Here is a 25,845-nt window from a genome sequence, read left to right on the forward strand (position 1 = left end):
CTGGCAAAAAAATAGTTATTCATAAGTATTTCTAATTAATATCTATCATATTTATCTACTTTTTTATCTCATCAATTATATTACACCTAATATTTTTCTAAATTCATCTTCTAATTTATTACGTAATTTAAGAATGTCTTCATCAAGTAAACTTTTGCTTAACTTTACTTGGTATTCGTCAATTTGTGTTCTATTTTCTATACATGTTATAAAATCTCCAATTTTTATTTTATTAAATTTTACATTAATTTCATCACACAAAATACAAATGTCATTATTAAAATAAATTCTATTCTTTTTATATTGATTGTTAAATAAACTTATATTATCAAATATTTTTTTCTTTATATTATTTAGTGGACTATAATCAATTAATTTTTCTATATATAATTCAAATAAAATTTTATAATTACTTTCCATTTCAACTAAACTATAGTATAAATCTCTAATAACCTTTGCTCTTTCTTCATGAAGCTTAGAAAATTTAATTTCATATTCTTTGTTTAAACTTTCCAATTTCTTTTTATATTTCTCTAAATCCTTGCTTAATACGTGACTAAACATTGATTTGCTCAAATAAATTATAACACCTGAAATAGAAGTCACAGATATTAAAAATTTAATAATACTGCTCCAATCCATATCATCACCTCAATATACCCATATTATATATATTGAGGTAAAATCCTTCTTTGTCCTAAAATAAAAAGAACCCTATAAGAGTTCTTACATGGGTTCAAATATTTAATTAGTTTATTTGTTTTTAGTATTATAAAAATATTTTATTCCTTCATCTATAGCATCATAAAGTTCATCAATTTTTTTATCTGGATCATTATCTACAGAATATTTTCCTTTGTTAAATTTAATAATCCTTTTTATATTATTTTTCCCTGCTTCTGGATTCAATTCTAGTGCAAGAGATTTATTTTCTGTTAATTTATATGTAACTTTAAAATCAGGAAAAGTAATTAATCTATTAGATACATCTAATGTTATCTGTCCCTCACCTGTCAATTCTTTAAATATTTTATTAAAATCTTCAATATAATTCTTAATTGTATCATCTACATTCTGCTGTGTAATACCTGATTTAATAAATTTTTTTGCATATTTTTCTTTCCAATTTTCACTCATATTAACATCTCCCTAAATATTGTATTTATAACCATATTCTACAACATTAGGTCAATATCCTTTATTTATTGAATTATTATAATTAATCCTCACTAACTATAAAATCATCAATATATTTTTCTCCATATACATACGCAGACCTAAAGCTTTTATGATAATTTACAATTTCTCCAATGAAATCTTTTCCTATGTCAATAAGTTCTGTATCATATTCAAATCTTTTTTCATTTGGTTTTTTAATACATTCCTTACTGCTATAAATACCTGCAAATAACCATTTATCTTTTCCATAAAAAATTAATGATAGAATATATTCTCTCTCAAAATTTTTACAATTCTGACCTTCTTGCCACTCTTTAAATTTACCTCTTTGAAATTCACGTAAAGGTTCAAGTCTATCATTTGGCTTAGATCCATATGCAAAATGGATTTTATATTTACTAAAATCATCTCTATTTATATTTAAAATGCTATATAATTTCTTCATATAATATAACACATCCAATCATAAATTTATATTTTACACTTTTTCAACAATATAAATTTTTTCTTCATTACTTGGTACAACTTTATCCTTAATTGAACTGCTCTCAACATATCCTTTTATAATTTTAGTTACTTTATATTTCAAATCATTTTTAACAAATTCTACTGCATCTTTAGACATAATCTTAACTCTATTAAACACAATAAAAAGCTTTATTTGACGTGATGTATAGACTTTATTTACTATCAATTCCTGTGGAATTTCACTTTCAAATGTCATATTAGCACTTCCTTCCATAGAATATTATACTGTTAATATTGTATAAAAAGTCATAGTATCCTTTAATTGGTGGCACATTAACCCCGCTTTCTGTGAATAAATTAATCATCCTAAAAATACTGGCATTTGTCACTTCAATATATTATTTCTGTTTACTTTTCCAATCCATATAAACTGAAAGTGCATAAGATGCCGAAATTTGATATCTACTTGCTACCTTCGAGGCTTTATCTTGTAATACTTTATCAATAGGAATATCTTTTAATGTTTCTAGCTCATTATTAATATCTTTAATCAATTTATCTCTATCCATATATTCACTCCCCTTTTGCCTAATATTTCTACAAAAGAAGATAATATCCTTTATTTATTTGCCAAACTTTTCATTAAAATATCTGCACTTGCCATAAATTCCTCGCACAAAGTACCAATATATTGCATTCTTTCTTCATCATTCATTTTAGAAATATCTTTTTTTGTCTTAAACAATGTACTAGTTCTAACAACCTTATTCATATCATCCATAATTAATCCTACTCAAACAATTTTATTAGTATGCTTTGTTTATCAATACCTTTTTCTTTCGCCAATTCATCATATGCTAAATCTAAAGCATCAAAGAAACTTATTAATTTCTTGCCATTTGCTTTACTCCTTTGACTGGATACTGTATGTGCTTCAGCTAATATTTTCTTAGATTCTTCTCCAGTAATAGTATCAATTATTCCTCCGCTATTCCCATAATTTCAATCAATCTTTCAATCCTATCTCCATCCATATGAACACCACATACCTTATATATTTCTGGAATTAAATCCTTATCATTAATTATAATATCTGTGTGGCAATTAATAAAAATATAATTCTCCCATTCTAATACATCATCCTCAAACAAACTATCAATTGTTTCTATAACAGAAACATCCCAGTCATCGCCATCCATAAGGTAGTCTCTAAACTCATCCTTAAGCAATAAATAACTAACACTATCGTTACTTGTATTTGTATAAATAAAGTTGTATATTCCCATAAATTATTTCTTAGGCTATGTGGTGTAACATATTTTTTAATTCCACACAAAGTAATATATTTTTTAAAATTCTTCTCAAAATTCATAACCTGTAATTGACCACAACGTTTAGTAGGAAATAATATATCTGTTTCAAAATATCTATCTTTATAAGAAATCCATCTTCTTAATAATTGAGATGTTTTTCTACTAAAAAATACAACTCTATCCCTTTTGCTTTTTGCATTATCTGCATTAATCATTACTGCTCTTCTTACTAAATCTACATCTTGAATTTGTAATGCTAATGTTTCGCCTAATCACATTCCTGAATCCATAATAGTATTTATGATGGTATAGTCTCTAAATTCAACGTATTTGGTCGTATCTAGGCTTCCTATAAGCCTTTTATATCCTTGGTCAGAAAGTTGTTCTTTAGGCTTCCTAGATGCCTTTAAATGCTTCACATTCTTAGCTATATTATCTTTTAGTAATCTCTCGCCAACACACCAATTTATAAATGCCTTTATATTTCTTAAATAGTTATTTACCGTAGATACACTAACTTTCTTTTCATAATCTTTTCTATTTTGCGGATGATTTTTTAATTTTGAATCATTATTTGTTACAAAAGAATATTTACCTAAAGGTAGTACAAAATTTCGGACACCAAAAAACAAAAAAAGAGCACCCCATTTTAGGACACCCCATAAAATTCCTACATCAATATTAATATGTATTTTTATATTTATCATAATCAATATTATCATCGCTATTATCATTACTATTTCTCACATATCGTTTTGTAATTATTAAGAATATTATTAATATAATAATAAAAGTTACAAAACCTATGTCCATTAAATTTGTATTATTATAATACATTCCTATATATGTTATTATCATAGGTGAAAAGTTTATTATTATCGCATTCAAAAATCATATTATTATTATCTACATCAAAAGTAATTTTTGTATCAGCTATTTTAATAAACTCAGATGAATATTGTATGTTTTTATCTACACCTACTTTGTCAAATATTATTTTCATTTTTTTTGCAAAAGCACATGATTCATTTATTAAATCTACTGAATTAATTTTTTTAGGCATTAAACTATATGCATAATCTTCTTTCCAACTCATAATCCCATCTCCCTAATATTGTATTATATAACCATATTCTACAACATTAGTTCAGATTCCTTTTTTATTTCAAAATAAAAAGAACCTATATTTCTATAGATCCTCACCAATTATTTTACCTTCTTTATTCGCTTTAAACCATTTCTTAATTATACTAAACAGTATTCCAAAGCACACTATAACATCTACAATGCCTACAACTTCCAATAATATTGTACTTTGTATCGTAAATAGATCACCTATGGCAAATAAAAAGAATACTATTAAACATGTTTTAATTAATTTTATTGCTGCTTTATTTGTTATCTCACCATTTCTCTTTCGTAATAACTTATCATTAGTTTTCCCACCTAATTCTTTTCTTAAAAATACTCCCATATAACAATCACCTTCTTAGGAATATTATACCCCCTCCCACAATATTTTACTGTTAATATTCTATAAAAAAATCATAGTATCCTTTAATTGTCGAATAATTTACACTACAATAAAAAAGAACCCTGTTAAGAGTTCTTACTAAAGAACATTACATTTCGACAATATGACTAATACTTTGTCTTGTTAAATAACAGGCTTTATCATGTCCATATGCATTTTCAATTTTATAAACATTTTCTTTAATACCATTCAACCAAGCAATAATAATTGAAAATTCATTTTCATTAACATTAATTTCAAGAGGTGTTGAACCACTATTAAAAAATATTTTAATCCTTTTTTCCATTCTTAACACTCCAATCATATTTATATTTTCTCCTATATACTTCTATGAATGGATTAATTATCCCCTTAATTGTCGAATAAAAAAATCCTACACATAAAAAAGACACCAGTATTTCTACCAGTGCTTAAGCTTCCCAGTTTGATTTGCAAATGACAAACACTTATTTATATATATTAATTCTCTCCAAAATACTCTTTTACCCTATTGGTAGAATTTCCAACTTTATTAACTGCGTCTATCAATTCTTCTTCTGTACAACTTAACTCTTTACACCACCAATTTATCTCGTCATCTTCATCCAAATTTATTATAGAATAATTTAATGGTGCTTTATAAGTTTTATTACCAGTTTTTCTCTTAAATTTAAATCCTAACATAACACATCATCCCCCAATAATAAAAATATTTTATGTATGATAACCGTCTGAATTGCTTATATTATATATAAAAAATTATAAATTGTAAATACTAATTATTATTTTATAATAGTTATTCTTTTATAAGTAATTAATAGATTATTTAATAATGTTATATTATCAGATGATTGTTACAATTTTATCACAAAAATATGTGAATTAATCACATATTCCCATAATCTCTACCAATCTTTTTACATCTCCCAAAATATTGTATTTTTGTTCAAATTGTTTTTTTTAAGCATTGTGCACTGGATCGAAATTTACATCCGTTTTTAATGAGTACACCATTTCTAATTATATCTTTGAATTCTGAGCATTCTTTAACAGTTGTGTTCTTACCTCCTAAAATAACAGGCTTATCAAAGAATTCTATTTCTTTCTTAGCTAATTCACAATACATACCTAACACTCCAATCAAAATTAATCATAAGTAGGTAAATCACCTAAATTATCTTCTAAAGTTAAATTTCCTTTTGTCCTAATATATTTAGGCTTATCTTCTGGAACTGCTTCAACTTCTGAACCTAAAAACCATTCTGCATTTTCTTCATACGCTGTGTAAAAATTAATTTTGAACTGTTCATCTAACATACTAATAATTAACTCTTTGGCATATGGGTAAAATGTTACTTCATTTATGTCAATTTTTTTTGGTTTTTCATCAGCTAATAACCTACCTGCCTTTACTTCAATTATATGATCCTTTTTTTTCATTATCATTGTATTTTACAGCTTTAATGATATAGGCATTAAATTCATAACTCATAATTCCATCTCCCCAATAATTGTATTTTAATCTACTATTCTACAATATTAGTTCAAATTCCTTTATAAATTATAGAATTATTCATTAATTTTAAAGAAAGCTTTTCTCATTTCCTCATTTATAGAATCCTTATTGTATTCTATCTTATTAAACAATTCATTTAATTCATCTCTTAAATTACAAATATTGGTTGACAAATAGCCATCCATTTTTGATCCAGTATTTTCATAGTATCTACCTTTTTCTAAATTATCTAATATATAACTAATTTCACTTATTTCTCTTGAATATTTTTTACTTATATCTATAACTTTTTCACTCATAATAATCAACTCCAATCATAAATTTATATTTTCTGCTATATACTTCTACAATTGGAGTAATTATCCCTTTATTTTTCAAAATATTTATATTTATTTCCCTTGGTATAATTTACCGATGGATATTACATTTGGCTTTCTTTGCTCTTTTCTAAAAAAATAATAACAGGAGTTTTTATCCTTCTGTTTATAGATTTTGCAATTATATTCGCAATAACACTTATTATTAAATCTTTAATTATTTCTAAAGTTATACTCTTATAATTATATTTAATATATTTCATCATTCTTAACAAAATTAATTTTATTTTACTAAATGCTTTCTTTTCAAATAAAATATTATTCTGTAATACGTATTCACGTTTTTTAACTTGATAAAATAATTCTTCAATTACTATTTTTCTAATTAATTCTTCTAATTCTCTAATTATTAATTCCTCTGAGCTGATATCAATTGAACTAGCAAAAAGTGTTGATATTGATATAGAAAATCTTTTATCAATTCTTTTTTTAAATTTCTTTGATTCAATTATTGAACTCATTATTTGTCTAAGTCTAAAATCGACTTGAGCTTTTTTTAATCTTGGTGTATTCAGTTTATATCCAAGTTTTTTTAACAAGCCCTCAATATCAAGTTCGTCAATATAGACTTGGACTTCTTTTATTTTTTCAGAAACTAGATTATTAATTTTACAAGAATCATATAAATGAAAAAAATCAATTCTTGTAAGTCTCAAACTTTGCTCATAATTTTTCCTAGCTATATCTAGTAACACATTTCTTAATGAAATTTTAGAGTTATTATCTTCCATAACAATCCTCCCGAACACAATATCTTGTACTGAAATATTATACGGTAGGAACAATTTCATAGCAATTTGTTAATTTACTTTATTCATATAAAAATTCTTTTTATAACACTCTAGCTTCAAAATCTTCGCTTTTTTATAGGAAATTCCCTGTTAATAATTGTGATTTAATATCTAGTCCACACCCACCACGACTCCATAAACAACTAACTTTATACATTAACTACATGTAATCAATGTTCATACCACTATTAAGTTTTTTACATCACAAACAACCTATTATTGGAGGATGATAGGTTGTTTTAATTCGTTATATAAGAAAGGTGTAAACAATACTAGTAATAATCTAAAGAACACATAGAGAGATTATCATCTATGTGTCAGAGATCTTTTTTTATATCATTAATTTGTTTTTGAATATCTTCAATTTGTTTTTGTTTATCTTCAATTTGTTTCTCTTTCTCTTTTAAAGATTCAAGATTTTGCTGTTGAGCTGCAATAGTGAGTATACTACCTGAAACAGCAGCAAAAAAATTACCCAAGACGTTATTATCAGTTGCTGACTTTCCTTCGGTAAGTGTAATTGCAACTACGCCTGCTAGAATAGCCAATTCTTTAGGAGTTATTGAATCAAAAATTGACATAGTAAAACACCTCAGACCTAGTATATTCGAATAATTTGAGCATGGTTACACTTAAGACATATATGGATTTCAAAATAATACTGTGATGATTAAATCTGTGTAAATTATACCATATTTCAGTTACATCTATTTCCACTTATTTATTCAAAATAAAATAATTCTTCTAATTTTTTATCATCCATAATCTATTCCTCCTCCGCAATTTCATCAATTAATTTCTGCCATTCTTGTCTATATTCTCTCCATGTCTTTAATTTACGTTTACCCTGTTTATATTCCTTTATTTGCTTCAAGGATTCTTCAATGCTTTTTTCTACGCTGCAATAACGTTCAATATTATTTTCATCCATAATTAATCCTCACCAAGTTTCTTCATCATTTTTTCATGTTTTTTATGAGTTTTTGTAATAGCTTCCTGAATATCTTCTTCTAATATTTTATTGTAGATACTACAATACTCATCACTATCTATATATTCACGTACTTCTTCCTTAGTCATAGAACCCTCACCAAATACCCACATGCCACATATTTCCCAGATAGTATTAATAAATTGTTTATTAATTTCCTCATCTTTATTGACAATATTAATATCTGTAAAATCCATGTTTACAATGGCATTATTAACATTCTTACTGCCACCAATATTATCTACAAAATCCTTTAATTCTTCACCATGTAAATTATTTATTTTATCTATTACGTGCTTGAATTGATTTTGTGCATATGCAAACTCTTTTTTATTTAGTTTTATCATAATAATCTCCTTCGTGTTAAATTTGACACTAAGCCCAACTTTCGGCATAGTTAACGAGCTTTGAATAAGTCCGTTAGTAAGTTGTTGAATTTAACTTACTAAAATATAAGGGCAACAAACTTGTGTTACCCCTTAATAATTCTATATGTGTTAATTCCTCGTTGGAACCCAGTGGGCCACAACGAGAATATGTATAATCTGCATATCCTAGACATGCTATGTAATTATTTATTTCTTATAAAGAAACTAATTTTACCTTCTTGCCATGTGTCAGCCACACCAACACGTTGACTATGTATAGATTCAACAATATTATCATCAACTTCATAGATATTATTAAATATCATATCTATGAAACTCTTATCTAAATTTCTTATATCAACATTGGCTTTAGCAACATAGTTAATAAATAATTCTATTGATTTATCGAAATCTACATCTTCCCAATAATCAATTTCTGGTACTTGTCCACAAGGAAAATACTTTATCCATTGCTTATATGGCTCTGATTTATATGTATGTCCATCACAATACTTGTACATATAATTATTACTAAATCCATGAACTGGAGTATATCCTATTTGATAGACACATAGAAAAGTATGTATAATAAGTGCATAAGGAAGGATGTGCCGATGAAATGGGAAACAAGAGAGAATTTTCAGTAGAGTATAAAAAAGAAATAATTAAGCTTGTTACAGAACAAGGAAAGAAAGTAACTCAAGTAGCAAAAGACATAGGTGTTAGTGAGGTTTCAGTTAGAAGATGGATAAAGCAATATGGAATTCATGGAGAAGACGCTTTTCCTGGTAAGGGTAAATTAAGACCGGAAGATGAAGAAATAAGACGAATGAAAAAGAAAATGGCAGACCTCGAAGAAGAAAACGCTATATTAAAAAAAGCTATAACCATCTTCACAAAGCCCGTGAAATAAGATACAAGTTCATAAAAGATCACAGCTCCAAATTTCACGTGGAGAAGATGTGTAATGTATTAGATATTAAAAGGAGCTCTTACTATGCTTGGTTAAAAAGACCACAACCTCGCAGGAAAAAAGAAGATTCTATGCTTGCTATAGAAATAAGAAGAATTCACAGAGAATCAGGAGGTACCTACGGCTTTCGCCGAATTACAGCACAATTAAATAAAGAAGGCGTAGCCTGTGGAAAAAATAGAGTTTGCAGATTGATGAAGCAAAATCATATATTTAGTAAACTTAAAAGAAAATACAAGGCAACTACTTATTCAAATCATAATTTTAATGTAGCTCCTAATTTGTTAAAACAAGATTTTACAGTTGATAAACCAAATAAAGTCTATGTAGGTGATATAACTTATATAGATACGCATGAAGGATGGCTCTATCTTGCTACTGTCGTAGATTTATTTAATAGAGAAATAGTTGGATGGTCCATGGATGCTACTATGACTAGAAAATTAGTTATTGATGCATTTAACTCTGCTATTAATAAAGAACATCCTAAGGAAGGATTGATATTTCACTCTGACAGAGGTGTCCAGTATGCCTCCTATGATTATCAAGATATGTTAAAAAATAATGATTTTGTTCAAAGTATGAGTGCTAAAGGATGTTGTTATGACAATGCCTGTGCTGAATCTTTTTTCTCTTCTCTGAAGAAAGATAAGCTATATGGACGTAGCTTTAAAACCAGAGATGAAGCTAAAATAGCAGTAGTTGAATATATAGAATTATTTTATAACTCAAGAAGATTGCATTCAACATTAGAATATAAGTCACCTAAAGAATATAAAAGAGATTATTACCTAAAATTAAAAGATGCTGCATAATTTTAGTAATGTGTTTTTACAGATAGATATCTATATAATTTTACTTACTTATATTTGCATTAGTTAAAATGATTTACATTGGAAGTGTCTATTATAAAATACCAAGAATTTCAAAGAAAATCGTACATTCTATGTGTCTATTTTATTCAGAACACTCCAGAATAAAATGTACTTAATTTATTAGTTGCAAGAAAATCAAAAAAATAATATAAAGTACCTTTATAACCTTTTAATGAAGAAGCTTTATTATTTTCCAAAAAATAAACCTCAAATTGTCTTATATATTTAAAAAAATTACTAACCTTTTTTTTGAATATATATTCATAACTAAAATAGCGAACATATTGAATATTTTTATTATTTGACAAATTATATTTCCAAACAACTCTTTCATCAATATTACCATCTATATCATTATTATATAATATAAAATCATTACCATTTGTAATTATTCCCCATTCAGCTTTTTTAGCATTCATATATCTTGATAATTGTTCTAGTTCATCATCGTTTATAGAGATATTACTATTTTTAACCTCAACAATTAATAATAGTGACTTATTTCTATCTATACATATCGATATATCACTATAAAGTTTAGAATTATAAAGATCATTCTCGTAAATATACCATTCATCATTATAACCTAGAATCTCTAAGAATTTAGTTACAATAATATTTTGTACAGTTTTTTCATTTTGAACCATTAACCTTTCTCTCTTTTCCTTCAAGTCACTCATTTGGCATTCATACATAAAACCACTCCCGCATTTACAAATTTTACCATATATTTATTATATATTATTTTCAATTATTTTACAATTTTATTGTGAAATTTTTTATTACAATATGTAAAATTCTTCATCTCATCAACTGTATTAGTATGTCCATTTACTTCATGGGGCTGTGGAATTAAATTTCTTCTTTAATATAAAATTAAATTCTATTAATAATATAAGTATTTTAGACAAAAAAATTTACAATAATTTCTTTACATTTTCTACATAATAACGTATAATATGCATAGATCAAAAGTGCTAAATGGTACCCCTTTTTTAGTAAACCCTATGTCCACACATAGGGTTTACTTATTTTTTCTTCAATTTCTTCCCATATTAATGCTACATTAGCTTTTTGATATATTGTTTTTTCACGATATTGATTTTAGAAATTTAAAATTCGCTTTCGATAAAAACGATAACAAGAAAAGTTATTGATGTTTTAAATGTAATTCCACCTTATGATCATCCTTGTAGTAGTGGTAAAAATATTCAAAATAGGTGGTGTATATCACAATATCTAAATAATCATAAAATATTAAAAATTTTCCATTTTTAATATTTTTTATTTTAATAAAAATTATACTTAATTATTAACAAATTAATTATTACAATCCACTATAATAGCGAAATCTTCATTATTATTATAAAAAAATTTTTTTGGTAGTTAAATCATAAGACATCTATATATGTTTAATTATATATGTGAATGTTATAATAAATAATGGTAGTAAGTTCTATGAAAAGGGGGTGAATATCTCCTAATGGTTTTTATCGGAGTAGCTGTAATTTTAGGCTTAATCCAAATAGGTGAATATGCAGAAAATAGCATAGAGAGAATGAAGTATCTCAAAGTTGCAATGCTATTTTTAGTTATTGGATTAAGCTTAGCAAAGTATTTTAATTAAAGAATATGTGTTTAGAATATGTTGAACCAACATAACCTTTATACGTCAAATAAAGGAATATATAGAGCTAAAATACTACCATCAGCATATTAAACACAAAAAAAGGGTTACCCCATAGATTCGCACTCTATGGGGTAATTCCTCTTTTTAATTTTACTTTAAAATATAAGGAATCGTCACTTCCCTAGTAGGTGATATCTCACCATAGTTTCTATCGTATATTAACATTATATCATGTTAGTAAAAATTTTATACATGTAAACAAAAATTTTTTATAATTTACAATAAAATTTTATATATATATCAATCTAGAATACTAAAAAGTAATGTTATTTTAAATAATATCATATTTTTATAAAACACTAAATTAATCACTTGACTTATGTTCCAAAGCCATTTAATGTTTGGGAATATTAAGCAACCTTGAAGTTGAGTCAATTTATTTAAAATTAGCTTTCTCTTCAAGCCATCTTGCCCATTCACCATAATACAAATATTTATACACCAATTGTTGTAATTTACAACTGTTTCATGTTACAATTAATATGAGGTGATACAAATAAATGTATTGGAGGTGAGTTTAATGTTAATAATCATTTTTATAAATATTATGGTTATATCTTTAGGATTTGTGGTTTCAGATTTATTAGATAACAAATATACAAAAGCACTTAATGATTTTTGTAAATTAGAATGTAAACAGTATAAACGTGAACACTATTAATTACGTTAGATATAATATTATATATAATTATTTCTCAAGCTATTATTTATTTGTATATCAATGCTGTCACCTTAAAAGTTATACTATTGACATTTCTAATACGACATTTTTGCTATAAAATATAAAAAAACAAATATTGTTACCTCTATTTTACAATTATATCTAAGTTAGACGGATAATTTGTCCTTCCTAATATAATTATAAAATACAAATAACAATATTTTTACAACACAAATAAACCTATATATTATTATTTTTAAAAAATTGTATAGGAAATAAACCCTAGGTACTTTTATTTTTAAAAAATATAGGTTAAAATATATTTGTTAAATATTTATTTTTCCTATTTATTTTGAGGACTTATTAGAGCCTGCCAGCTGTAATAGGTCTTTTTCTTATTTCCTTATTCTAGTAATTTTTGAGGATCATATTCCATGTTACCCAATAACATTTGCTCTAAATTTTCATAGTTATAATTTCTCTGCTCATAATCATTAAATTTAGTTTTCTTAATATCAGCATAATCTTTTTTCTTTTTAAAATGATTATCATAAGCCTTCTTAGCCTTATTTACAGCTTCTTTTACTGTAGATGTAACTTTGCTCATTACTGTGTAAACATTGCTTATAGAGCCACGTCGCTTAATTTTAATCATCTTGGCTTTAACGAGTTCTATAATATATCTCTGTATAGTCCTTATACTTCTATTAAGTTTTTCAGCTAAATATTTTTGAGAAGGGTAACATTCAATTTTTTGCCCATAGCACATGGATTTAATTAATGTATATGTTCTAAATGCTCCATCAGTAATATTAGATATAATATCATCATTATCAATAAGGGTAAAATTAGTCATTATTTTCTACCCCCTTTTATTCTCTCAATAGGACTTATCTTATTATATGCCTTTCTTATATCTTCGTCTGAAAGGTCTGCGTATGCCTGTTCAGTTACGGTGACACTGCTATGTCCAAGTAATTTTGACAAAATATGAATACTGCCACCATTAATAAGAAAATTTCTTTCAAAATTATTACGAAGACAATGTGCTGTTACGTTCTTTAATCCTGCTCTTCCACAATATCCTCTAAAATTCTTTTCAAAATTTGATACACTTAATCTTGTATTATGTTTAGTACAAAATAGTAACTCCGATTCTATATATCTGTCTTTATATTGAATCCATCTCTTTAATTGAGTTCCCATACTCCTGGAGAAAAATACATATCTATCTTTTCTACCTTTTGTTATATCCTGCGGAATTAAAATAGCCCTTCTATCTAAATCAAGGTTTTCTATCTCTAATAATAAACATTCATTAAGTCTCATGCCTGTATCAATTAGCAATTGGATAATAATATAATCTCGATATTCATGAAATTTAGTTGTGTCAATGTTTTGAAGTAATCTTTTAAGTTCTGCATCTGTAATTGCTTCTTTAGGCTTCCTACTATTTTTAAATTGTCTTATTTTTTTCATAGGATTATTTTTTAAATTATACTCTTCTTCCATATAATTAAAAAATACTTTCAGGTTTCTAATGTAATTATTTATAGTTGTTACTGAAATTTTTGAATTGTAGTCTTTTCTATTTTCTGGATAATTTATACGTAAAGAATTTTTGTCCGAAACAAAAGTATACTTTCCTCTTTCTTTAGTATACTTAATATATTCTCTAATATGTTGTTCTTTTATTTCATTAATATTATCAATACCATGTTCGTCTTTCATATATCTAGCAAATAATCTGAGACATGATTCATACGATGTGATAGTTTTTATTCTTAAATCTTTCTGTTGACACCAAATCATAAAATCATCAATTTTGTAATCTAAACTATATTTTTTTACATCTTTGTTCATAAAAATAACCTCCAATAATCACACCAATGAATATTGAAAGTTATCCTTATTTTTAAATAAATATTAGTCGGTCTAAAAATCAATTAGTTGCTCTATTGATATAACCCAAACTACCGCTAAACCATTTACTGAGCAACATTCTTAACTCTGTTCTTAAGTCTAAGCTTATCTGCTATCATTGCAATAAATTCCGAATTAGTTGGCTTACCTTTTGCGTTATGTATTGTATAGCCAAATAATTTATTTATAGTATCAAGCCAGTTATATCAACACTTTACAGACTTAAGAATATTATTATGTGCATATTAAATTCTATAATAAATACCTATAAATTTTCTTTATTTTATAGGTGTATTTTCAAACTGTTTATACATATATTATAACTCTACTAAATCATATTGCAAGTACTTATTTCTAATCTTTACTTTTTACAATATTTAATTTAGATATTTTTTATATACATATCTTAAATACTCTAAAAAATAAAGGTGGTTCAAAATTTCGGACACCTAAGAAAAAATAAGGATATCACATTTTTGTGACACCCTATAAAATTTAATAAAATAAAATTTTTTGCAAATAATAACAATAAAAAGTTTAAGAGGATCATAATATGAAAGAAAAAATAACATCATATCAATTTCTAGCAATAATGTTTTTAGTACCTTATGGAACTGCCAGTTTATTTTTTGTAACTCCGGATACTAAAAATGACATCTGGATTGCAATGCTTTTTTATTCATTAGTTTCTATAATTATTCAAATGATATATATAAGCCTTTTTAATAAATATCCTGAAGATTCTATAGTAACGTATTTACCTAAAATATATGGAAAATATATTGGCTTTATATTAAGTATTGCATATATAAGTTTTTTTGCATATGATGCTGCCAGAGATTTAAGAGATTTTATTGAACTTCCAACTTCTTTTGCACTGATAAGAACGCCTATGTACATTATAGCAGCAGTTTTTATGATTGTTATTACATATAGTGTTTATAAGGGTATTGAAAATATAGGAAACATGGCACAATTAGGTTTTATAATTATGATATTTTCCATTATTCTTGTTTTTATATTATTATCTATAACTGATGAGGGCGTTTTTAAATTTTACAATTTATTACCGATTTTACACGGAGGTTTCATACCACTGGTTTCAAAAGGATGGAAACTTTCTATGTTTCCCTATGGTGAGTTTATAACTATGATTATGCTATATCCTTTTCTAATGCAAAAAAGTAAATTAAAGAAAACTGTGATTTTTACATCAATTTTAGAGGGTATATTTCTAGCATTGAATAATATTTTATTTATAGTAACTTTAGGATATGAGTTTGCCGTTTCAAGTAATTATCCTTTACTTCAAACTCTCAGATTGGTACATATTGGAGATTTTTTAAATAGATTAGATATAATATTTATAGTTATTTTAATGTTAGGTGGATTTTTTAAAATATCTGTGCTGATGTATGTATCAGCACTAGGAATTTCACAAGTATTTAAACTTAAAAATTGGGGTTTGTTGTGCATTATATTGGGTACATTAATATTTATTACTTCACTAATAATAGCAAGAAATAATCCGGAGCATATAAATATTGGTTGGAATTTTGCATTACCATATATTTTTCTACCTATTGTTTTTATAATTCCATTAATATCTCTTATAATTTATTATTTAAAAAAATTGATAAGAGCATAGCTTTATTAATTTTTAAAGATACCAAAGTCAAATCTTTTTAATTTCGTACTATAAAAACATGACAATTAAAAAGTCGAAAAATAAGGGGTATAACCATTTCTGGCTACACCCCTTATGTATTTATTTTACTTCTGTATCTAACTGTGGAGCATTTAATATCCCCATTAACACTAATAATTGTAATACAGCATTAATTATTTCATTATATTGTGCATCTACAACTCCAACACCAGCACTATGTAATAAGTATAATACAAATGCTCCAATAGCTGTCCAGAATATTTTAGATTTAAGATTTTTAATTAATATTTGTTTATTCATTTTTACATTACCCCTTTATTTATTTTTATATAAATTGCACTCTAATTCTTTTTCTTGTAATGACCTTTGTGCTTCTATTACTTGATTAATATAATGCTGTTTTTTATAGTATAAAATTATATTAAAAAAGATAGAAACACCTAAAATTATTTCTACCATAAAATCATCTCCTATGCCTTAAACCAGTTGTGCTGGATATCTGATAATAAAGTTGTAATTGTGTTTATCCCAACTACTCCATCTGCTACTAAATGCATTATTTGTTGATATTTAATTACAGCACTATAAGTCTGTTGACCAAATGCTCCATCAATTGTAATACCACCTATTAAAACACTTAGTATTGATTGTAATAATCTTACTCGTCCACTATTTTCCCCTTGTTTTATTGGATTCATAGTAACACTCCCTTGTATGTTATTTATATTTATTGCTTGCGGTGCATTTGATCCACCTATCAATATACCTTCTGAAAAATCATCTAAATCACAATTTCCTGAGATTCCATTTACACTTCCAGTTTCTGAATACTGCCAACCTATCTGATTAGTAACGCTTGGATTATGTCCATAATTTGCAATCCAAATTTCAACATCTGTAAGTTGAGAATAATCTATATTATCTTGTAAAAATGAAGAATATGTATATAAAACTGAATCATATCCTTTACTTTTTAATATATCGTGAAATTGTCTTATATTTGATGTTATCTGCTGTTTGGATTGACCTAAAATTACCTCGCAATCTATAGCAATTTTACAATCAAAATGTAATCCACTAATCATACTAAGTAAGTTATTTACCTCGTCAATCATTGCATTGGCTCTTAAGAAATGGTATACACCAACTTTTAAGCCACAATTTATAGCCTGATTGTAATAATTTCTAAAAGTTTCTGATTGCCATGTTCTGCCTTCAGTACTTTTTATGTATACTATTTCTATACCTGAATTTTTTGCTGCCTGGAAATTTATATTGCCTTGATATGGACTAATATCTATTCCTTTCATTTAAATCATCTCCCATAAATTATTTAAAGAATAATAATTTTACTAATAGTCCTGCCATGCCTGTAAGACATAAATAAAGCCATTTGTTGTTTTGAGAAATTAAATTATCAATTTTTTCACAAAGCTGATTTATATTATCATCATGTTTAATATCACATTTTTCTAAGTTATTTATTTTTGTATCGTGTTCTTTAATTTTTTTATCATGTTCTTGAATTTTTATTTCTACGATTTCGTTATTCATAAAACACCTCCTGTAATTTTTTACATAAAAAAAGGACTTAGAAATTAATCTAAATCCTTTGAATTTAATATTTATTATAAAACATTATCTATTTGTTTAACACCACCAATACAACTACCTGTTACCGCACCTATATTTGTATCATATATAGTTTTGTTTATACCATAGTTATCAAATGCAAACGTATAGTTAGTTGTAACTCCACCTGTAACAGTAGTCATATTAAACATTCCTATTCTTGCTGCTCCGCCTGTTTTATCAGTCCCATTGTAATATCTACCTTTTAAATAAACTGGAAAAGTAGTATTATTATTTTGCATTGCAGTTAATATATCAGCATCTGTTCCTGTACTGGATGAAAATGTTTCATTTACGCCATTTAAAGTAATTGTGGTGCTTGTACCATTTATAGTAAGTACTAAATCGTAAGTTACTCCTGTAGTTAATACAGTAGTTCCAATTCTTTGCAGTAACGTACTTCCCGTAGATTGTCTTACGTCAAATACTAAAACTCCTGTATTTCTAACATGTAAATCCCAACCTTTTGGATTAGTTGGTTGAGTATCTTCAGTATGACTTACTATCATATGGAAAACTTCTACACCGCCTATTATACCTACAACAAGCCTAAATTTCATTTCTATAGTTATAGAACTAACACCACTAAAGTTAGCTAAACTTGATGGGAATGAAACATAAGTATTGGTTCCCATATTTAACATTCCAGTATCATCTGTTAAATTATCCCTTATATAAGATGTAGAACCGATTGCAGAGTCAACAATACTTATAGACTTTGTTCCATTTCTTCTAAAGTCATTATTAGCAATTGTAGAATAACCTAAACCACCACTACCACTAGTATAACTTAATCCATATTGTTGGGTTTTTGTGCCTTGATTATCTCTAGCATAATTATTTTTTATTTCAAGATGTGTCTTTTGATTAGTTAATTGTATTCCACTACCAGTATTATTAAGCAGAAAATTACCTATAAATCTTCCATGTCGAATTTGATTACTAACGTCATTTATGCCATTGCCACCACTATATGATATTTTGTTATTTTTTAATTCAATTTCTTCATAAATAGTATTATTATCTATATAAATACCATCTAATGTGTTATGTCTTATAGTGTTATTTGAAACAGTAGTACCAAAATTAGTATATCCCCCAGTACCATTTCGTCCTAGAACTAAACCCTCTGCTCCATTGTTACTAATTATATTACTATCAATTGTAAAGTTTTCAGAAGTAATATTTCCAGCCAAATAATATCCGTAGTTTGTATTATCAGTCATACTACAATTAGATACATTTACATTTTTAAATTGTATTGTGCCTGAATGAGTTCCATCTCCACAATCAAAATACATACCATGTTTATTACCAAAAGACTGACAGCCCACTATTGAAATATTAGAACCACCTCTAATACCAATTCCACCAAATCTTCCGTTTTTAGTTATACAATTAGAAATTACTACACCTTTTGCTGGCTGTGTATATGTGCTTGAATCAAACAAAGCTTGATGTTCCAAGAATATGCCATAATGACCACTATTTGTGCATACGCAATCTGAAATAGTAAAGTTTTCATCTGCAAAGAATCCTGTCCCGATACCTATACCTGCTCCTCCTGGTGCTAATTGAGCTGGTTTTGTTCCACCATCTGTCCAATTTTCTTCCCATAAACGTCCACAATCTATACAATGAATTTTAGTAATATGGACATTTTCTAAAAAGTCAACCCCTAACGCTGTAGATGGCAATCCTTTTAATTCAAGATTTTCAAATATAGAATTTTTTACTGCTTGGAAATAGAAGGCTTTACTTTGATGTGTATAAACAACTAAAGATACATCATAACCATCTACAGTAAAATCTTTATAAGTTACATTACTGATATATTGTGTCCCATCCATAACTGTAGGTTTATACCAAAACAATGAATAATGATCATCATTTCCTCCAATTTTTAGTACTGTTTTCCCTATTCCAGCACCATATACATTAACATTTGAATGACTTTGTATAGACCATTCATTTGACCCACTTTGGCTAAAATAATATGTGCCATCTGGAATATAGATATTCCCTCCACCCATAGTTTGAAGAGTATCCATTAAACTTTGTAATAATGCTCTGTTGTCTGTTACACCATCGGCTACTCCACCTTGTTGAAGAAAGTCAAAACCTAAATGGTCTAATCTAGCATCTTTATTTGTTAAGTTAGCTTGTAAATCTGAATAACCTTGTCTAGCATTAGTTAATTCTGTTCTATAATTTGCAAAATCTGTAACCTCAGCTAAAGCCTGTGTTAGCATTGGGAATTCGTCAGAACTCACAATCGTAGTGCCCTCAAGTTGTCCTGTTCTAGCGGTGAAACAAAAACTGTTACTTGATATTCTACCATCTATGGCGTCAAATATTTCGATTTCTGTCTTTATTTGACCTGGGTAAGAAAAGGCTTGATTTTTAACTATGTATGAAAGTTTACCATTTACTGGGTCACCATCTATAACTAAATCATCAACTACATCAGTATCATCTGCTTTTGTGAATGTAATTTTTGCTGTATGATCTGTCAAATCGAATGGTATTGTATCGACTATTACACTTATATTAAGTTGAATTGATTTACTATCACCAACTGTGGCTCTAATTTGTTCAATTTTTGAATTATTTCCTTTTAAATCTAAGGTTATATTATAAGGAATTGCTGTCATTATGTATTACCTCCTGTTTTAAATTTTTATTTTTATGTATTAAAAAAACACCCTATAATTAGAGTGCTTAATTAGTTAATATTTTTAATATCCAATTGCTAAATAAATTGGTGCGACTGTCAAAGTGTTAGATACAGACGCCCACCATGTAAACCCAGTTTTAGAATAACCCGTAGTTCCATAACTGTAAGCTGCCCCACCATTGTCAATGGCTAAAACATATTTACAACCATTGCTGAATGGCGTATCAAATGTAACATTCGCAGTTGCTTGTCCTGTTGGATTAGTGTTGAATGGACTTTTCCCAAACTTAAAAGTAAGTCCTCCAATTCTAAATTCATTAGGAGGACTTACTATTTGAATGGTATTATTATTTAGTACTGACACATTATTTCCTATAGTAATGTTTGCTAGTGGGAATAACATACTATCGCTAATTGTAGGTGCTACGGGAGATGATGAGGGTATGCCTTGTACTACTGTAAAATTCTCATCGGTTATACTTACACATAAAGTATCTATCCTAGTATACCCACTGGTATTAGTTTGTATAGGCACTGTTACTGTTGCATCATTATAAAAGAAATATCCACTGCACATTAAACTTCCTGACGCTACATTTACATTTAGACTGGCGGGTGAACATTCTACTACTTGTAATCCTTGATTTACACCATCTGAGAACAGGCTCATAAATTGGTTAATTAGGTCGGTCTGGTCATAGCTTCCGCCTGGTTTAAAGTTAACTTTAATTGTCATATATTATTACCTCCCGTTTCGATTTATTTACTATATAATTTTATTTGTGGTTTTGCATTTCTAAAAATGCTACCACCAACTGTTATTTCTCTAAGTCCATTAGATTCATTATGTTTTATTTCTAAAATTCTTGATTTTTGCTCAAATTCCCAGTAAGGTCTCAAGTAAACATTTACAGTATCACCCACAAAAACATTATTGTATGGGCACAACGCACTATCTTTAATGCTAAGAGTAATATTATTAATTGGGTATGCCTCTCGTTGTAAAACTCCATTTACAACATTATTAAGTGTCGACTGGTCTGTTATATTATTAGGTGCAGAATATGCATCTTCTATAAGTCCATAAGTATCAATGCTAGTTTGGTCTTGTGCCGTAGATGTTAATGTATTGGAATCTACAGTACATTCACTATAAATGCTATTACCAGAATTTAAGATACTTGTATGCAGTGTTGGTGCAACTAATATATTATCCGCACCTTGAGTGCCATACTGCAATGTATAATAAGATTTATCACTACCTTTATGTAAATAAAAGTTAAAATTTCTATTATTGTCCACCTCTATATTATTATTAGTATCACCTATAATTTCATTTACCTTATCTAAAAGCATATCATTATTTGTAAAACTTCTTTGAGTATAGAGTGATCCATTTTCGATATTTCCTATAGACACACCACTGAGACTTATCGTATTTGTATCAATTATCATTTGTTGCAACAAACTTCCATAACTCATATTTGGATAGGTTGTTGCTCGCATTCTATGTTTCCATAACAAACCTAAATAACCGTAACAACTAACATGTATCTTATTATCCTGAAATTCTCTATCCGTAATAATTCCACCCCATGTTATAGAGTTATTCTCGTCTATTATCTCAATATGGTTTTTAAAACGTAGATTTACCTCATTAGATTTAGAAGACGATAAAGGAATATCAAATTCACTTGAACCTAAGCCATTAAGAGTCCATGTATAGGTTAAATTACTGTACTCCGATAGTTCGTCCAAAATTACATGGTCTTTATTAAAAATTCTTATTATTTTCATGAAATACCCCCTTTTATATAAATGATGATTGAAGTTCTACTGTACAGTGTCTCTTATCCTGCACCGAACTTCTTTGGAATGTAAAATTATTATCACCTACAGCACACGAAATCCATAGACCTGTTTTCAGTTCCATATGTGGTACACCATTAAGGAATACCCCTCTGGACGTTGGACGATTATCTATTACTAATACATCATCTTCCAATAATTCTACGTCAATATAAATACTCTCATTTGTAGTAGTATTTGTAATTGTTAAGCTACTGCACGTTCCTGTAATTGTTATCAAGGGAAAACTAGTACAATTTCCGACATTGGTTACTATACCTTGTCCACCATTGATAGCACCAAACACAATTGGGAACACAAAAGGAAATGTCAGTGAATTCCCAGATATGCTCCCAAGTTGAACACTAGATGGACTAAGCATATATAAATGAGGGTCTGGCATTGATAACTGGCAACTCACATAAGAATCTAAATCATCATGTGACCAATTTACAATTTCAGCCATGAAGTACACTTCTCCAATACCTGCTAAGTTGACTACAAATTTTTTTAAACCTTGTCTTAATAAAACACTTCTTAATGTTAAAAAGTCCGTTATACTCTCACTTGTAACACTTCCCATTAATAGTGGAGTTTTAGGTTTCATATGAGTATGGTCATAGGACTGACCACTATCTCGTAGGTCTGTTCCTACTACATCATTATCTATGTCGAATAAATTATTTATAAAGAACTTATATTTATTATTAATTAAACTAAAACCATCTACTGTAATTTCACTGCAATAAAGCATTTATACTCACCCCCTAAACTCCACTTGATAGAAATGTTAATTGTGCTAAGGTTTTATCCTGTCCACCTTTATCAGCTACATTCATATTTCCATACATATTTATATTGACTGTTTTATTTTGTGCCTGGTTATTACCATTAGTCACCTGTGTTCCATTTAATCCATTAGTGTTTAATCCTACTTTCATATCTCCTGCAAGTCCTTTAATTGCATTTGTAACTTTAAATTTATTTTTATCAATTCCTTGAGCAAGTCCACCCATGAAATCTGGCATCCATTGCTCATAGTCGGTTAAACTGCCCTCATCTGGAACAGAAAAATGTAAGAAACTTTTAATTTTATCTGCTACACCACTAACAGCATTTACTACTCCACCTATTGCTCCAGTAATTCCACTTGTTAATCCATTTATAAAGTCAGCACCCCACTGTAAAGCTTTACCAGGCAATGAAGTAATAAAACTTATAGCTGAATTAAATCCATTTTGGATAACTCCACCTATAGTACCCATTACGGATGATATACCATTGCGTAATCCATTTATCATGTTTGAACCAAATTGTACAAATCTACTTGGTAAACTACTAAACCAACTTAAAACTGCATTGAAAGCATTTCTTATTCCATTTCCAGCACTTTCAACTCCACTAACTAAATTATGGAAAAATCCAATTACTGCATTTATAACTCCACCGACAACGGATTTTATTGTATTCCATACACTATTTACCAAATCTCTAAAAGCTTGGTTTTTATTGTATAGAATTACTATGGCTGCTACTAATCCAGCTATGGCTATAATGATAATACCGATAGGATTTAATGACATAGCTAAATTTAAAGCAGTTTGTGCTACGGTTGCTGCTCCCTCTGCTATAGTGGAAGCCACAAGTTGAGCCTTCTGTGCTATTCATGCAATAGCTTGTTTACCTAATTCCAGTGTCATCTTACCTAAACTAACCGCTCCATCTACTGCTGCTTTTCCAAAATCGATTATTGCACTTCCAGCACTTTTTGCAAGTCCACCAATTTTGGTTAATCCATTTCCCAATGTATCAAGGACACTAGAACCAAAATTGCTTATTCTAGTGCTTACGGACAAAACTCCATCGCCCATATACATAAATGCTATTCTGGCTGTATCTATTCCACTTTTTACATTATTGATAGTAGTTGTTACTGTAGTTATAGCATTTTTAACATTAGTTATAGTGGCAACTATACCTTCTATTGTTTTCCATGTACCAAAAGCTATACCTATAGCAATTACTATATCTTTTGTAGTTTGCCCATGCTGTGCAAACCAATCTAACGCACTTTTGACAGCTGTTAATCCACCTTTAGCAAGTCCTAAAAGCTGATTACCTAAATCACTTCCCGAATTACCCATTTTAGGAAATAGATCACTTGCTATTTGTATAACATCTTGAATAATAGATTTAGCTATAGGTGTTAAAGTTGTTATTGCTTGTCCTATAAAATTAACAACTTTACCTATAATGTTCTGTATCTGTGGCATGTGATTATTAATTTGTGTAATAAACTCTGTCAAAGGAGGTAATAATTTACTTACTATTCCAACACCCACACCAATTAATTGATTTTGGATAATAGTTAACTGACCTGCAAAAGTCTTTCCTGCTGCAACCGCACTTCCTCCAAACTCTGTACTTAATTCTTTTAATATTATTGCTTGTGCTCCTGCAACATTTCCAGTCTTCATCATAGCTGCAATCTGGTCTTTTTGTTGTGCTGTAAATGTTACACCAACTTTTTGCAATGCTGTGATACCTTTTACCGGATCATTTAATGCTTTACCTAGCTGAATAGCTGAACTTTTAGTATCTTGTCCTAATGCCTGTGACATATCGTTTACAGCAGTTAAAGCCTGTGGAAACGTCTTTTGTCCTATATTAGTAAATGTCAAAAGTAGGTTTTCTGTTGCTATATTAGTGCCTTTGCTAAATGTAGTAACTTTGCTTTGTGCATCTGCAAGCTTAACCAAGGCATCTTGTGTCATACCTGCTTTTCCACCTGTCGATTGAAGAACTGCTCCCATTTGAGCCATAGTTTGTTGACCTGCTTCTGCCTTTGCAAACAAATCCTTAAATCCCATTGTTACGCCTAATATAGCACCAAGTTTTAAAGCCGCACCTGCAATAGAACCAAAAGATGCACTAAATATTCCACTTAATCCTTTTGCCTTCTCTCCAGCTTTATCTATTCCAGAACTCATAGAATCTTTTAAAAGCAGTTCTCCAAATACACTAAATAGTTTCACTTACATAACCTCCTTCCTCAATTTCTTTTTTAATTTTATCTGCTTCTTCCATAGCTTTTACTGCCATTTTATGTATTTCTTCTTTGCTCAATTTCTTTTTATTTACACCTTTAAAAGCTTTATCTTTATAATCTTCAAAAGCTATGAAGTTTTTCTCATCCATAAAGATATGTTCCATATTCCACTGTGCAAATAACATATCTTCCGCCATTTTTATTTTTGCTTTTCCGATAAGTTCAACACCTTGTACAAAACTTAAATCCATGACATAAGTGATATCGTTGTATCGATTTAATAACATATCCATGCAGTCAACTTCATCAAAATCATATAGTTGGAGATTAAC

At 28.0% G+C, this 25,845-nt stretch carries 38 protein-coding genes and 2 pseudogenes; 4 read left to right on the top strand and 36 right to left on the bottom strand.

Annotated elements, in window-relative coordinates:
- Positions 1 to 75 precede the first annotated feature (75 nt).
- The 21 genes and pseudogenes from CLOPA_RS12940 to CLOPA_RS13020 all read right to left on the bottom strand — a co-directional run bounded on the left by CLOPA_RS12940 (position 76) and on the right by CLOPA_RS13020 (position 9,037).
- On the bottom strand, positions 76 to 642 hold the full coding sequence (locus CLOPA_RS12940) for a hypothetical protein (protein ID WP_015615883.1): 567 nt from the start codon (positions 640 to 642) through the stop codon (positions 76 to 78).
- Between the two features lie 111 nt (positions 643 to 753).
- Positions 754 to 1,137, bottom strand: a complete 384-nt coding sequence (locus tag CLOPA_RS12945; RefSeq protein ID WP_015615884.1) for a hypothetical protein — start codon at positions 1,135 to 1,137, stop codon at positions 754 to 756.
- 82 nt (positions 1,138 to 1,219) lie between these two features.
- Positions 1,220 to 1,624, bottom strand: a complete 405-nt coding sequence (locus tag CLOPA_RS12950) for a hypothetical protein (RefSeq protein WP_015615885.1) — start codon at positions 1,622 to 1,624, stop codon at positions 1,220 to 1,222.
- A gap of 33 nt (positions 1,625 to 1,657) precedes the next feature.
- Entirely contained in the window at positions 1,658 to 1,903 is a 246-nt protein-coding gene (locus tag CLOPA_RS12955) for a hypothetical protein (RefSeq protein WP_015615886.1), read from the bottom strand.
- 142 nt (positions 1,904 to 2,045) lie between these two features.
- Positions 2,046 to 2,216, bottom strand: coding sequence for a hypothetical protein (locus tag CLOPA_RS25115; RefSeq protein ID WP_015615887.1), 171 nt, complete (start codon positions 2,214 to 2,216; stop codon positions 2,046 to 2,048).
- Positions 2,217 to 2,266: 50 nt separating this feature from the next.
- Positions 2,267 to 2,428 (bottom strand): hypothetical protein, encoded by a 162-nt coding sequence (locus CLOPA_RS25120; protein WP_015615888.1) that lies wholly within the window; start codon positions 2,426 to 2,428, stop codon positions 2,267 to 2,269.
- 196 nt (positions 2,429 to 2,624) lie between these two features.
- Complete coding sequence (locus CLOPA_RS25635) at positions 2,625 to 2,846, bottom strand: hypothetical protein (protein WP_015615889.1); 222 nt, start codon at positions 2,844 to 2,846, stop codon at positions 2,625 to 2,627.
- Positions 2,813 to 3,217: pseudogene (locus CLOPA_RS23815) on the bottom strand (tyrosine-type recombinase/integrase); the annotation flags it as partial. The gene CLOPA_RS25635 and the pseudogene CLOPA_RS23815, both read right to left, overlap by 34 nt.
- A gap of 15 nt (positions 3,218 to 3,232) precedes the next feature.
- The gene (locus CLOPA_RS23820) at positions 3,233 to 3,694 is read right to left on the bottom strand and encodes a hypothetical protein (RefSeq protein ID WP_051115653.1); all 462 of its coding nucleotides are present in this window, start codon (positions 3,692 to 3,694) and stop codon (positions 3,233 to 3,235) included.
- A gap of 92 nt (positions 3,695 to 3,786) precedes the next feature.
- On the bottom strand, positions 3,787 to 4,056 hold the full coding sequence (locus CLOPA_RS12970) for a hypothetical protein (RefSeq protein ID WP_015615891.1): 270 nt from the start codon (positions 4,054 to 4,056) through the stop codon (positions 3,787 to 3,789).
- Between the two features lie 93 nt (positions 4,057 to 4,149).
- Positions 4,150 to 4,434: a hypothetical protein gene (locus CLOPA_RS12975; protein ID WP_015615892.1), complete on the bottom strand. Its 285-nt coding sequence runs from the start codon at positions 4,432 to 4,434 to the stop codon at positions 4,150 to 4,152.
- Between the two features lie 148 nt (positions 4,435 to 4,582).
- Complete coding sequence (locus tag CLOPA_RS12980; protein ID WP_155241913.1) at positions 4,583 to 4,780, bottom strand: hypothetical protein; 198 nt, start codon at positions 4,778 to 4,780, stop codon at positions 4,583 to 4,585.
- A 173-nt stretch (positions 4,781 to 4,953) separates the two neighbouring features.
- Positions 4,954 to 5,157: a DUF3606 domain-containing protein gene (locus tag CLOPA_RS12985; protein WP_015615894.1), complete on the bottom strand. Its 204-nt coding sequence runs from the start codon at positions 5,155 to 5,157 to the stop codon at positions 4,954 to 4,956.
- A gap of 262 nt (positions 5,158 to 5,419) precedes the next feature.
- Complete coding sequence (locus CLOPA_RS12990; protein ID WP_015615895.1) at positions 5,420 to 5,599, bottom strand: hypothetical protein; 180 nt, start codon at positions 5,597 to 5,599, stop codon at positions 5,420 to 5,422.
- 20 nt (positions 5,600 to 5,619) lie between these two features.
- Positions 5,620 to 5,913, bottom strand: a complete 294-nt coding sequence (locus CLOPA_RS12995; protein ID WP_172638617.1) for a DUF3892 domain-containing protein — start codon at positions 5,911 to 5,913, stop codon at positions 5,620 to 5,622.
- A 129-nt stretch (positions 5,914 to 6,042) separates the two neighbouring features.
- Positions 6,043 to 6,288, bottom strand: coding sequence for a hypothetical protein (locus CLOPA_RS13000; protein WP_015615897.1), 246 nt, complete (start codon positions 6,286 to 6,288; stop codon positions 6,043 to 6,045).
- A 122-nt stretch (positions 6,289 to 6,410) separates the two neighbouring features.
- Complete coding sequence (locus CLOPA_RS13005) at positions 6,411 to 7,097, bottom strand: hypothetical protein (RefSeq protein ID WP_015615898.1); 687 nt, start codon at positions 7,095 to 7,097, stop codon at positions 6,411 to 6,413.
- 377 nt (positions 7,098 to 7,474) lie between these two features.
- A complete protein-coding gene (locus CLOPA_RS13010) occupies positions 7,475 to 7,738 on the bottom strand; it encodes a hypothetical protein (RefSeq protein WP_015615899.1) in 264 nt (87 codons plus the stop codon).
- A 185-nt stretch (positions 7,739 to 7,923) separates the two neighbouring features.
- The gene (locus CLOPA_RS25125; protein WP_015615900.1) at positions 7,924 to 8,088 is read right to left on the bottom strand and encodes a hypothetical protein; all 165 of its coding nucleotides are present in this window, start codon (positions 8,086 to 8,088) and stop codon (positions 7,924 to 7,926) included.
- 2 nt (positions 8,089 to 8,090) lie between these two features.
- Positions 8,091 to 8,495, bottom strand: coding sequence for a hypothetical protein (locus tag CLOPA_RS13015; protein WP_015615901.1), 405 nt, complete (start codon positions 8,493 to 8,495; stop codon positions 8,091 to 8,093).
- Positions 8,496 to 8,719: 224 nt separating this feature from the next.
- The gene (locus CLOPA_RS13020; RefSeq protein ID WP_015615902.1) at positions 8,720 to 9,037 is read right to left on the bottom strand and encodes a hypothetical protein; all 318 of its coding nucleotides are present in this window, start codon (positions 9,035 to 9,037) and stop codon (positions 8,720 to 8,722) included.
- A gap of 98 nt (positions 9,038 to 9,135) precedes the next feature.
- Between CLOPA_RS13020 and CLOPA_RS13030 the strand changes: the two genes are divergently transcribed.
- A protein-coding gene (locus tag CLOPA_RS13030) for an IS3 family transposase (protein WP_278245982.1) occupies positions 9,136 to 10,304 on the top strand; the annotation gives its coding sequence in 2 pieces (ribosomal slippage) (positions 9,136 to 9,400 and positions 9,400 to 10,304; 1,170 coding nt in all).
- A gap of 146 nt (positions 10,305 to 10,450) precedes the next feature.
- Here CLOPA_RS13030 and CLOPA_RS13035 read toward each other — a convergent pair.
- The gene (locus tag CLOPA_RS13035; RefSeq protein WP_015615903.1) at positions 10,451 to 11,059 is read right to left on the bottom strand and encodes a type I restriction enzyme HsdR N-terminal domain-containing protein; all 609 of its coding nucleotides are present in this window, start codon (positions 11,057 to 11,059) and stop codon (positions 10,451 to 10,453) included.
- Positions 11,060 to 11,847: 788 nt separating this feature from the next.
- On the opposite strand from CLOPA_RS13035, the gene CLOPA_RS25130 reads away from it, so the two are divergent.
- The gene (locus CLOPA_RS25130) at positions 11,848 to 11,991 is read left to right on the top strand and encodes a hypothetical protein (RefSeq protein ID WP_015615904.1); all 144 of its coding nucleotides are present in this window, start codon (positions 11,848 to 11,850) and stop codon (positions 11,989 to 11,991) included.
- A 583-nt stretch (positions 11,992 to 12,574) separates the two neighbouring features.
- Entirely contained in the window at positions 12,575 to 12,715 is a 141-nt protein-coding gene (locus CLOPA_RS25135; protein ID WP_015615905.1) for a hypothetical protein, read from the top strand.
- Between the two features lie 403 nt (positions 12,716 to 13,118).
- Here CLOPA_RS25135 and CLOPA_RS13040 read toward each other — a convergent pair whose 3' ends face one another.
- The 3 genes and pseudogenes from CLOPA_RS13040 to CLOPA_RS24425 form a co-directional block, all read right to left on the bottom strand.
- A complete protein-coding gene (locus CLOPA_RS13040) occupies positions 13,119 to 13,571 on the bottom strand; it encodes a helix-turn-helix domain-containing protein (protein ID WP_015615906.1) in 453 nt (150 codons plus the stop codon).
- Positions 13,571 to 14,578, bottom strand: a complete 1,008-nt coding sequence (locus tag CLOPA_RS13045; RefSeq protein ID WP_015615907.1) for a tyrosine-type recombinase/integrase — start codon at positions 14,576 to 14,578, stop codon at positions 13,571 to 13,573. Before CLOPA_RS13045 ends, CLOPA_RS13040 begins: the two co-directional genes overlap by 1 nt.
- Positions 14,579 to 14,703: 125 nt before the next feature.
- Positions 14,704 to 14,835: pseudogene (locus CLOPA_RS24425) on the bottom strand (sporulation initiation factor Spo0A C-terminal domain-containing protein); the annotation flags it as partial.
- A gap of 356 nt (positions 14,836 to 15,191) precedes the next feature.
- On the opposite strand from CLOPA_RS24425, the gene CLOPA_RS13050 reads away from it, so the two are divergent.
- Positions 15,192 to 16,286, top strand: coding sequence for a GerAB/ArcD/ProY family transporter (locus CLOPA_RS13050; protein WP_015615908.1), 1,095 nt, complete (start codon positions 15,192 to 15,194; stop codon positions 16,284 to 16,286).
- Between the two features lie 120 nt (positions 16,287 to 16,406).
- On the opposite strand, the gene CLOPA_RS13055 is transcribed toward CLOPA_RS13050, so the two are convergent.
- The 11 genes from CLOPA_RS13055 to CLOPA_RS13100 form a co-directional block, all read right to left on the bottom strand.
- Entirely contained in the window at positions 16,407 to 16,607 is a 201-nt protein-coding gene (locus CLOPA_RS13055; RefSeq protein WP_015615909.1) for a bacteriophage holin, read from the bottom strand.
- Between the two features lie 15 nt (positions 16,608 to 16,622).
- Positions 16,623 to 16,766 carry a hypothetical protein gene (locus tag CLOPA_RS25640; RefSeq protein WP_015615910.1) on the bottom strand — a complete coding sequence of 48 codons (144 nt, stop codon included), beginning with the start codon at positions 16,764 to 16,766 and terminating at the stop codon, positions 16,623 to 16,625.
- 11 nt (positions 16,767 to 16,777) lie between these two features.
- The gene (locus CLOPA_RS13060) at positions 16,778 to 17,617 is read right to left on the bottom strand and encodes a GH25 family lysozyme (protein WP_015615911.1); all 840 of its coding nucleotides are present in this window, start codon (positions 17,615 to 17,617) and stop codon (positions 16,778 to 16,780) included.
- Positions 17,618 to 17,636: 19 nt separating this feature from the next.
- Positions 17,637 to 17,861: a hemolysin XhlA family protein gene (locus tag CLOPA_RS13065; protein WP_015615912.1), complete on the bottom strand. Its 225-nt coding sequence runs from the start codon at positions 17,859 to 17,861 to the stop codon at positions 17,637 to 17,639.
- Between the two features lie 74 nt (positions 17,862 to 17,935).
- The gene (locus tag CLOPA_RS13070; protein WP_015615913.1) at positions 17,936 to 20,593 is read right to left on the bottom strand and encodes a BppU family phage baseplate upper protein; all 2,658 of its coding nucleotides are present in this window, start codon (positions 20,591 to 20,593) and stop codon (positions 17,936 to 17,938) included.
- 84 nt (positions 20,594 to 20,677) lie between these two features.
- Positions 20,678 to 21,352, bottom strand: a complete 675-nt coding sequence (locus CLOPA_RS13075; protein WP_015615914.1) for a gp53-like domain-containing protein — start codon at positions 21,350 to 21,352, stop codon at positions 20,678 to 20,680.
- Positions 21,353 to 21,375: 23 nt separating this feature from the next.
- Complete coding sequence (locus CLOPA_RS13080) at positions 21,376 to 22,413, bottom strand: hypothetical protein (RefSeq protein ID WP_015615915.1); 1,038 nt, start codon at positions 22,411 to 22,413, stop codon at positions 21,376 to 21,378.
- A 13-nt stretch (positions 22,414 to 22,426) separates the two neighbouring features.
- The gene (locus CLOPA_RS13085; RefSeq protein WP_015615916.1) at positions 22,427 to 23,218 is read right to left on the bottom strand and encodes a phage distal tail protein; all 792 of its coding nucleotides are present in this window, start codon (positions 23,216 to 23,218) and stop codon (positions 22,427 to 22,429) included.
- 13 nt (positions 23,219 to 23,231) lie between these two features.
- Positions 23,232 to 24,107: a phage tail protein gene (locus CLOPA_RS25795; RefSeq protein WP_015615917.1), complete on the bottom strand. Its 876-nt coding sequence runs from the start codon at positions 24,105 to 24,107 to the stop codon at positions 23,232 to 23,234.
- 21 nt (positions 24,108 to 24,128) lie between these two features.
- Complete coding sequence (locus CLOPA_RS13095) at positions 24,129 to 25,499, bottom strand: phage tail length tape measure family protein (protein WP_015615918.1); 1,371 nt, start codon at positions 25,497 to 25,499, stop codon at positions 24,129 to 24,131.
- Entirely contained in the window at positions 25,486 to 25,806 is a 321-nt protein-coding gene (locus tag CLOPA_RS13100) for a hypothetical protein (RefSeq protein ID WP_015615919.1), read from the bottom strand. Before CLOPA_RS13100 ends, CLOPA_RS13095 begins: the two co-directional genes overlap by 14 nt.
- Positions 25,807 to 25,845 lie beyond the last annotated feature (39 nt).

This window comes from Clostridium pasteurianum BC1, from assembly GCF_000389635.1.
GTDB classification, from domain to species: Bacteria; Bacillota; Clostridia; order Clostridiales; family Clostridiaceae; genus Clostridium_I; species Clostridium_I pasteurianum_A.

Excerpts from the sequence above, each read along its gene's own strand:
- CLOPA_RS12980 (WP_155241913.1), bottom strand. The coding sequence starts at position 4,780 with ATGGAAAAAAGGATTAAAATATTTTTTAATAGTGGTTCAACACCTCTT.
- CLOPA_RS25115 (WP_015615887.1), bottom strand. The coding sequence starts at position 2,216 with ATGGATAGAGATAAATTGATTAAAGATATTAATAATGAGCTAGAAACA.
- CLOPA_RS13035 (WP_015615903.1), bottom strand. The coding sequence starts at position 11,059 with ATGTATGAATGCCAAATGAGTGACTTGAAGGAAAAGAGAGAAAGGTTA.
- CLOPA_RS12975 (WP_015615892.1), bottom strand. The coding sequence starts at position 4,434 with ATGGGAGTATTTTTAAGAAAAGAATTAGGTGGGAAAACTAATGATAAG.
- CLOPA_RS12945 (WP_015615884.1), bottom strand. The coding sequence starts at position 1,137 with ATGAGTGAAAATTGGAAAGAAAAATATGCAAAAAAATTTATTAAATCA.
- CLOPA_RS13045 (WP_015615907.1), bottom strand. The coding sequence starts at position 14,578 with ATGAACAAAGATGTAAAAAAATATAGTTTAGATTACAAAATTGATGAT.
- CLOPA_RS25640 (WP_015615910.1), bottom strand. The coding sequence starts at position 16,766 with ATGGTAGAAATAATTTTAGGTGTTTCTATCTTTTTTAATATAATTTTA.
- CLOPA_RS13020 (WP_015615902.1), bottom strand. The coding sequence starts at position 9,037 with ATGTACAAGTATTGTGATGGACATACATATAAATCAGAGCCATATAAG.
- CLOPA_RS12985 (WP_015615894.1), bottom strand. The coding sequence starts at position 5,157 with ATGTTAGGATTTAAATTTAAGAGAAAAACTGGTAATAAAACTTATAAA.
- CLOPA_RS13050 (WP_015615908.1), top strand. The coding sequence starts at position 15,192 with ATGAAAGAAAAAATAACATCATATCAATTTCTAGCAATAATGTTTTTA.
- CLOPA_RS13055 (WP_015615909.1), bottom strand. The coding sequence starts at position 16,607 with ATGAATAAACAAATATTAATTAAAAATCTTAAATCTAAAATATTCTGG.
- CLOPA_RS13070 (WP_015615913.1), bottom strand. The coding sequence starts at position 20,593 with ATGACAGCAATTCCTTATAATATAACCTTAGATTTAAAAGGAAATAAT.
- CLOPA_RS25130 (WP_015615904.1), top strand. The coding sequence starts at position 11,848 with ATGGTTTTTATCGGAGTAGCTGTAATTTTAGGCTTAATCCAAATAGGT.
- CLOPA_RS13065 (WP_015615912.1), bottom strand. The coding sequence starts at position 17,861 with ATGAATAACGAAATCGTAGAAATAAAAATTCAAGAACATGATAAAAAA.
- CLOPA_RS13000 (WP_015615897.1), bottom strand. The coding sequence starts at position 6,288 with ATGAGTGAAAAAGTTATAGATATAAGTAAAAAATATTCAAGAGAAATA.
- CLOPA_RS12940 (WP_015615883.1), bottom strand. The coding sequence starts at position 642 with ATGGATTGGAGCAGTATTATTAAATTTTTAATATCTGTGACTTCTATT.
- CLOPA_RS13085 (WP_015615916.1), bottom strand. The coding sequence starts at position 23,218 with ATGCTTTATTGCAGTGAAATTACAGTAGATGGTTTTAGTTTAATTAAT.
- CLOPA_RS13005 (WP_015615898.1), bottom strand. The coding sequence starts at position 7,097 with ATGGAAGATAATAACTCTAAAATTTCATTAAGAAATGTGTTACTAGAT.
- CLOPA_RS13100 (WP_015615919.1), bottom strand. The coding sequence starts at position 25,806 with ATGGATATGTTATTAAATCGATACAACGATATCACTTATGTCATGGAT.
- CLOPA_RS12990 (WP_015615895.1), bottom strand. The coding sequence starts at position 5,599 with ATGTATTGTGAATTAGCTAAGAAAGAAATAGAATTCTTTGATAAGCCT.
- CLOPA_RS12970 (WP_015615891.1), bottom strand. The coding sequence starts at position 4,056 with ATGAGTTGGAAAGAAGATTATGCATATAGTTTAATGCCTAAAAAAATT.
- CLOPA_RS13040 (WP_015615906.1), bottom strand. The coding sequence starts at position 13,571 with ATGACTAATTTTACCCTTATTGATAATGATGATATTATATCTAATATT.
- CLOPA_RS25135 (WP_015615905.1), top strand. The coding sequence starts at position 12,575 with ATGTTAATAATCATTTTTATAAATATTATGGTTATATCTTTAGGATTT.
- CLOPA_RS13075 (WP_015615914.1), bottom strand. The coding sequence starts at position 21,352 with ATGACAATTAAAGTTAACTTTAAACCAGGCGGAAGCTATGACCAGACC.
- CLOPA_RS13060 (WP_015615911.1), bottom strand. The coding sequence starts at position 17,617 with ATGAAAGGAATAGATATTAGTCCATATCAAGGCAATATAAATTTCCAG.
- CLOPA_RS25635 (WP_015615889.1), bottom strand. The coding sequence starts at position 2,846 with ATGGATGGCGATGACTGGGATGTTTCTGTTATAGAAACAATTGATAGT.
- CLOPA_RS23820 (WP_051115653.1), bottom strand. The coding sequence starts at position 3,694 with ATGATAATAGCGATGATAATATTGATTATGATAAATATAAAAATACAT.
- CLOPA_RS12995 (WP_172638617.1), bottom strand. The coding sequence starts at position 5,913 with ATGAAAAAAAAGGATCATATAATTGAAGTAAAGGCAGGTAGGTTATTA.
- CLOPA_RS13010 (WP_015615899.1), bottom strand. The coding sequence starts at position 7,738 with ATGTCAATTTTTGATTCAATAACTCCTAAAGAATTGGCTATTCTAGCA.
- CLOPA_RS12950 (WP_015615885.1), bottom strand. The coding sequence starts at position 1,624 with ATGAAGAAATTATATAGCATTTTAAATATAAATAGAGATGATTTTAGT.
- CLOPA_RS13015 (WP_015615901.1), bottom strand. The coding sequence starts at position 8,495 with ATGATAAAACTAAATAAAAAAGAGTTTGCATATGCACAAAATCAATTC.
- CLOPA_RS13080 (WP_015615915.1), bottom strand. The coding sequence starts at position 22,413 with ATGAAAATAATAAGAATTTTTAATAAAGACCATGTAATTTTGGACGAA.
- CLOPA_RS12955 (WP_015615886.1), bottom strand. The coding sequence starts at position 1,903 with ATGACATTTGAAAGTGAAATTCCACAGGAATTGATAGTAAATAAAGTC.
- CLOPA_RS25120 (WP_015615888.1), bottom strand. The coding sequence starts at position 2,428 with ATGGATGATATGAATAAGGTTGTTAGAACTAGTACATTGTTTAAGACA.
- CLOPA_RS25125 (WP_015615900.1), bottom strand. The coding sequence starts at position 8,088 with ATGGATGAAAATAATATTGAACGTTATTGCAGCGTAGAAAAAAGCATT.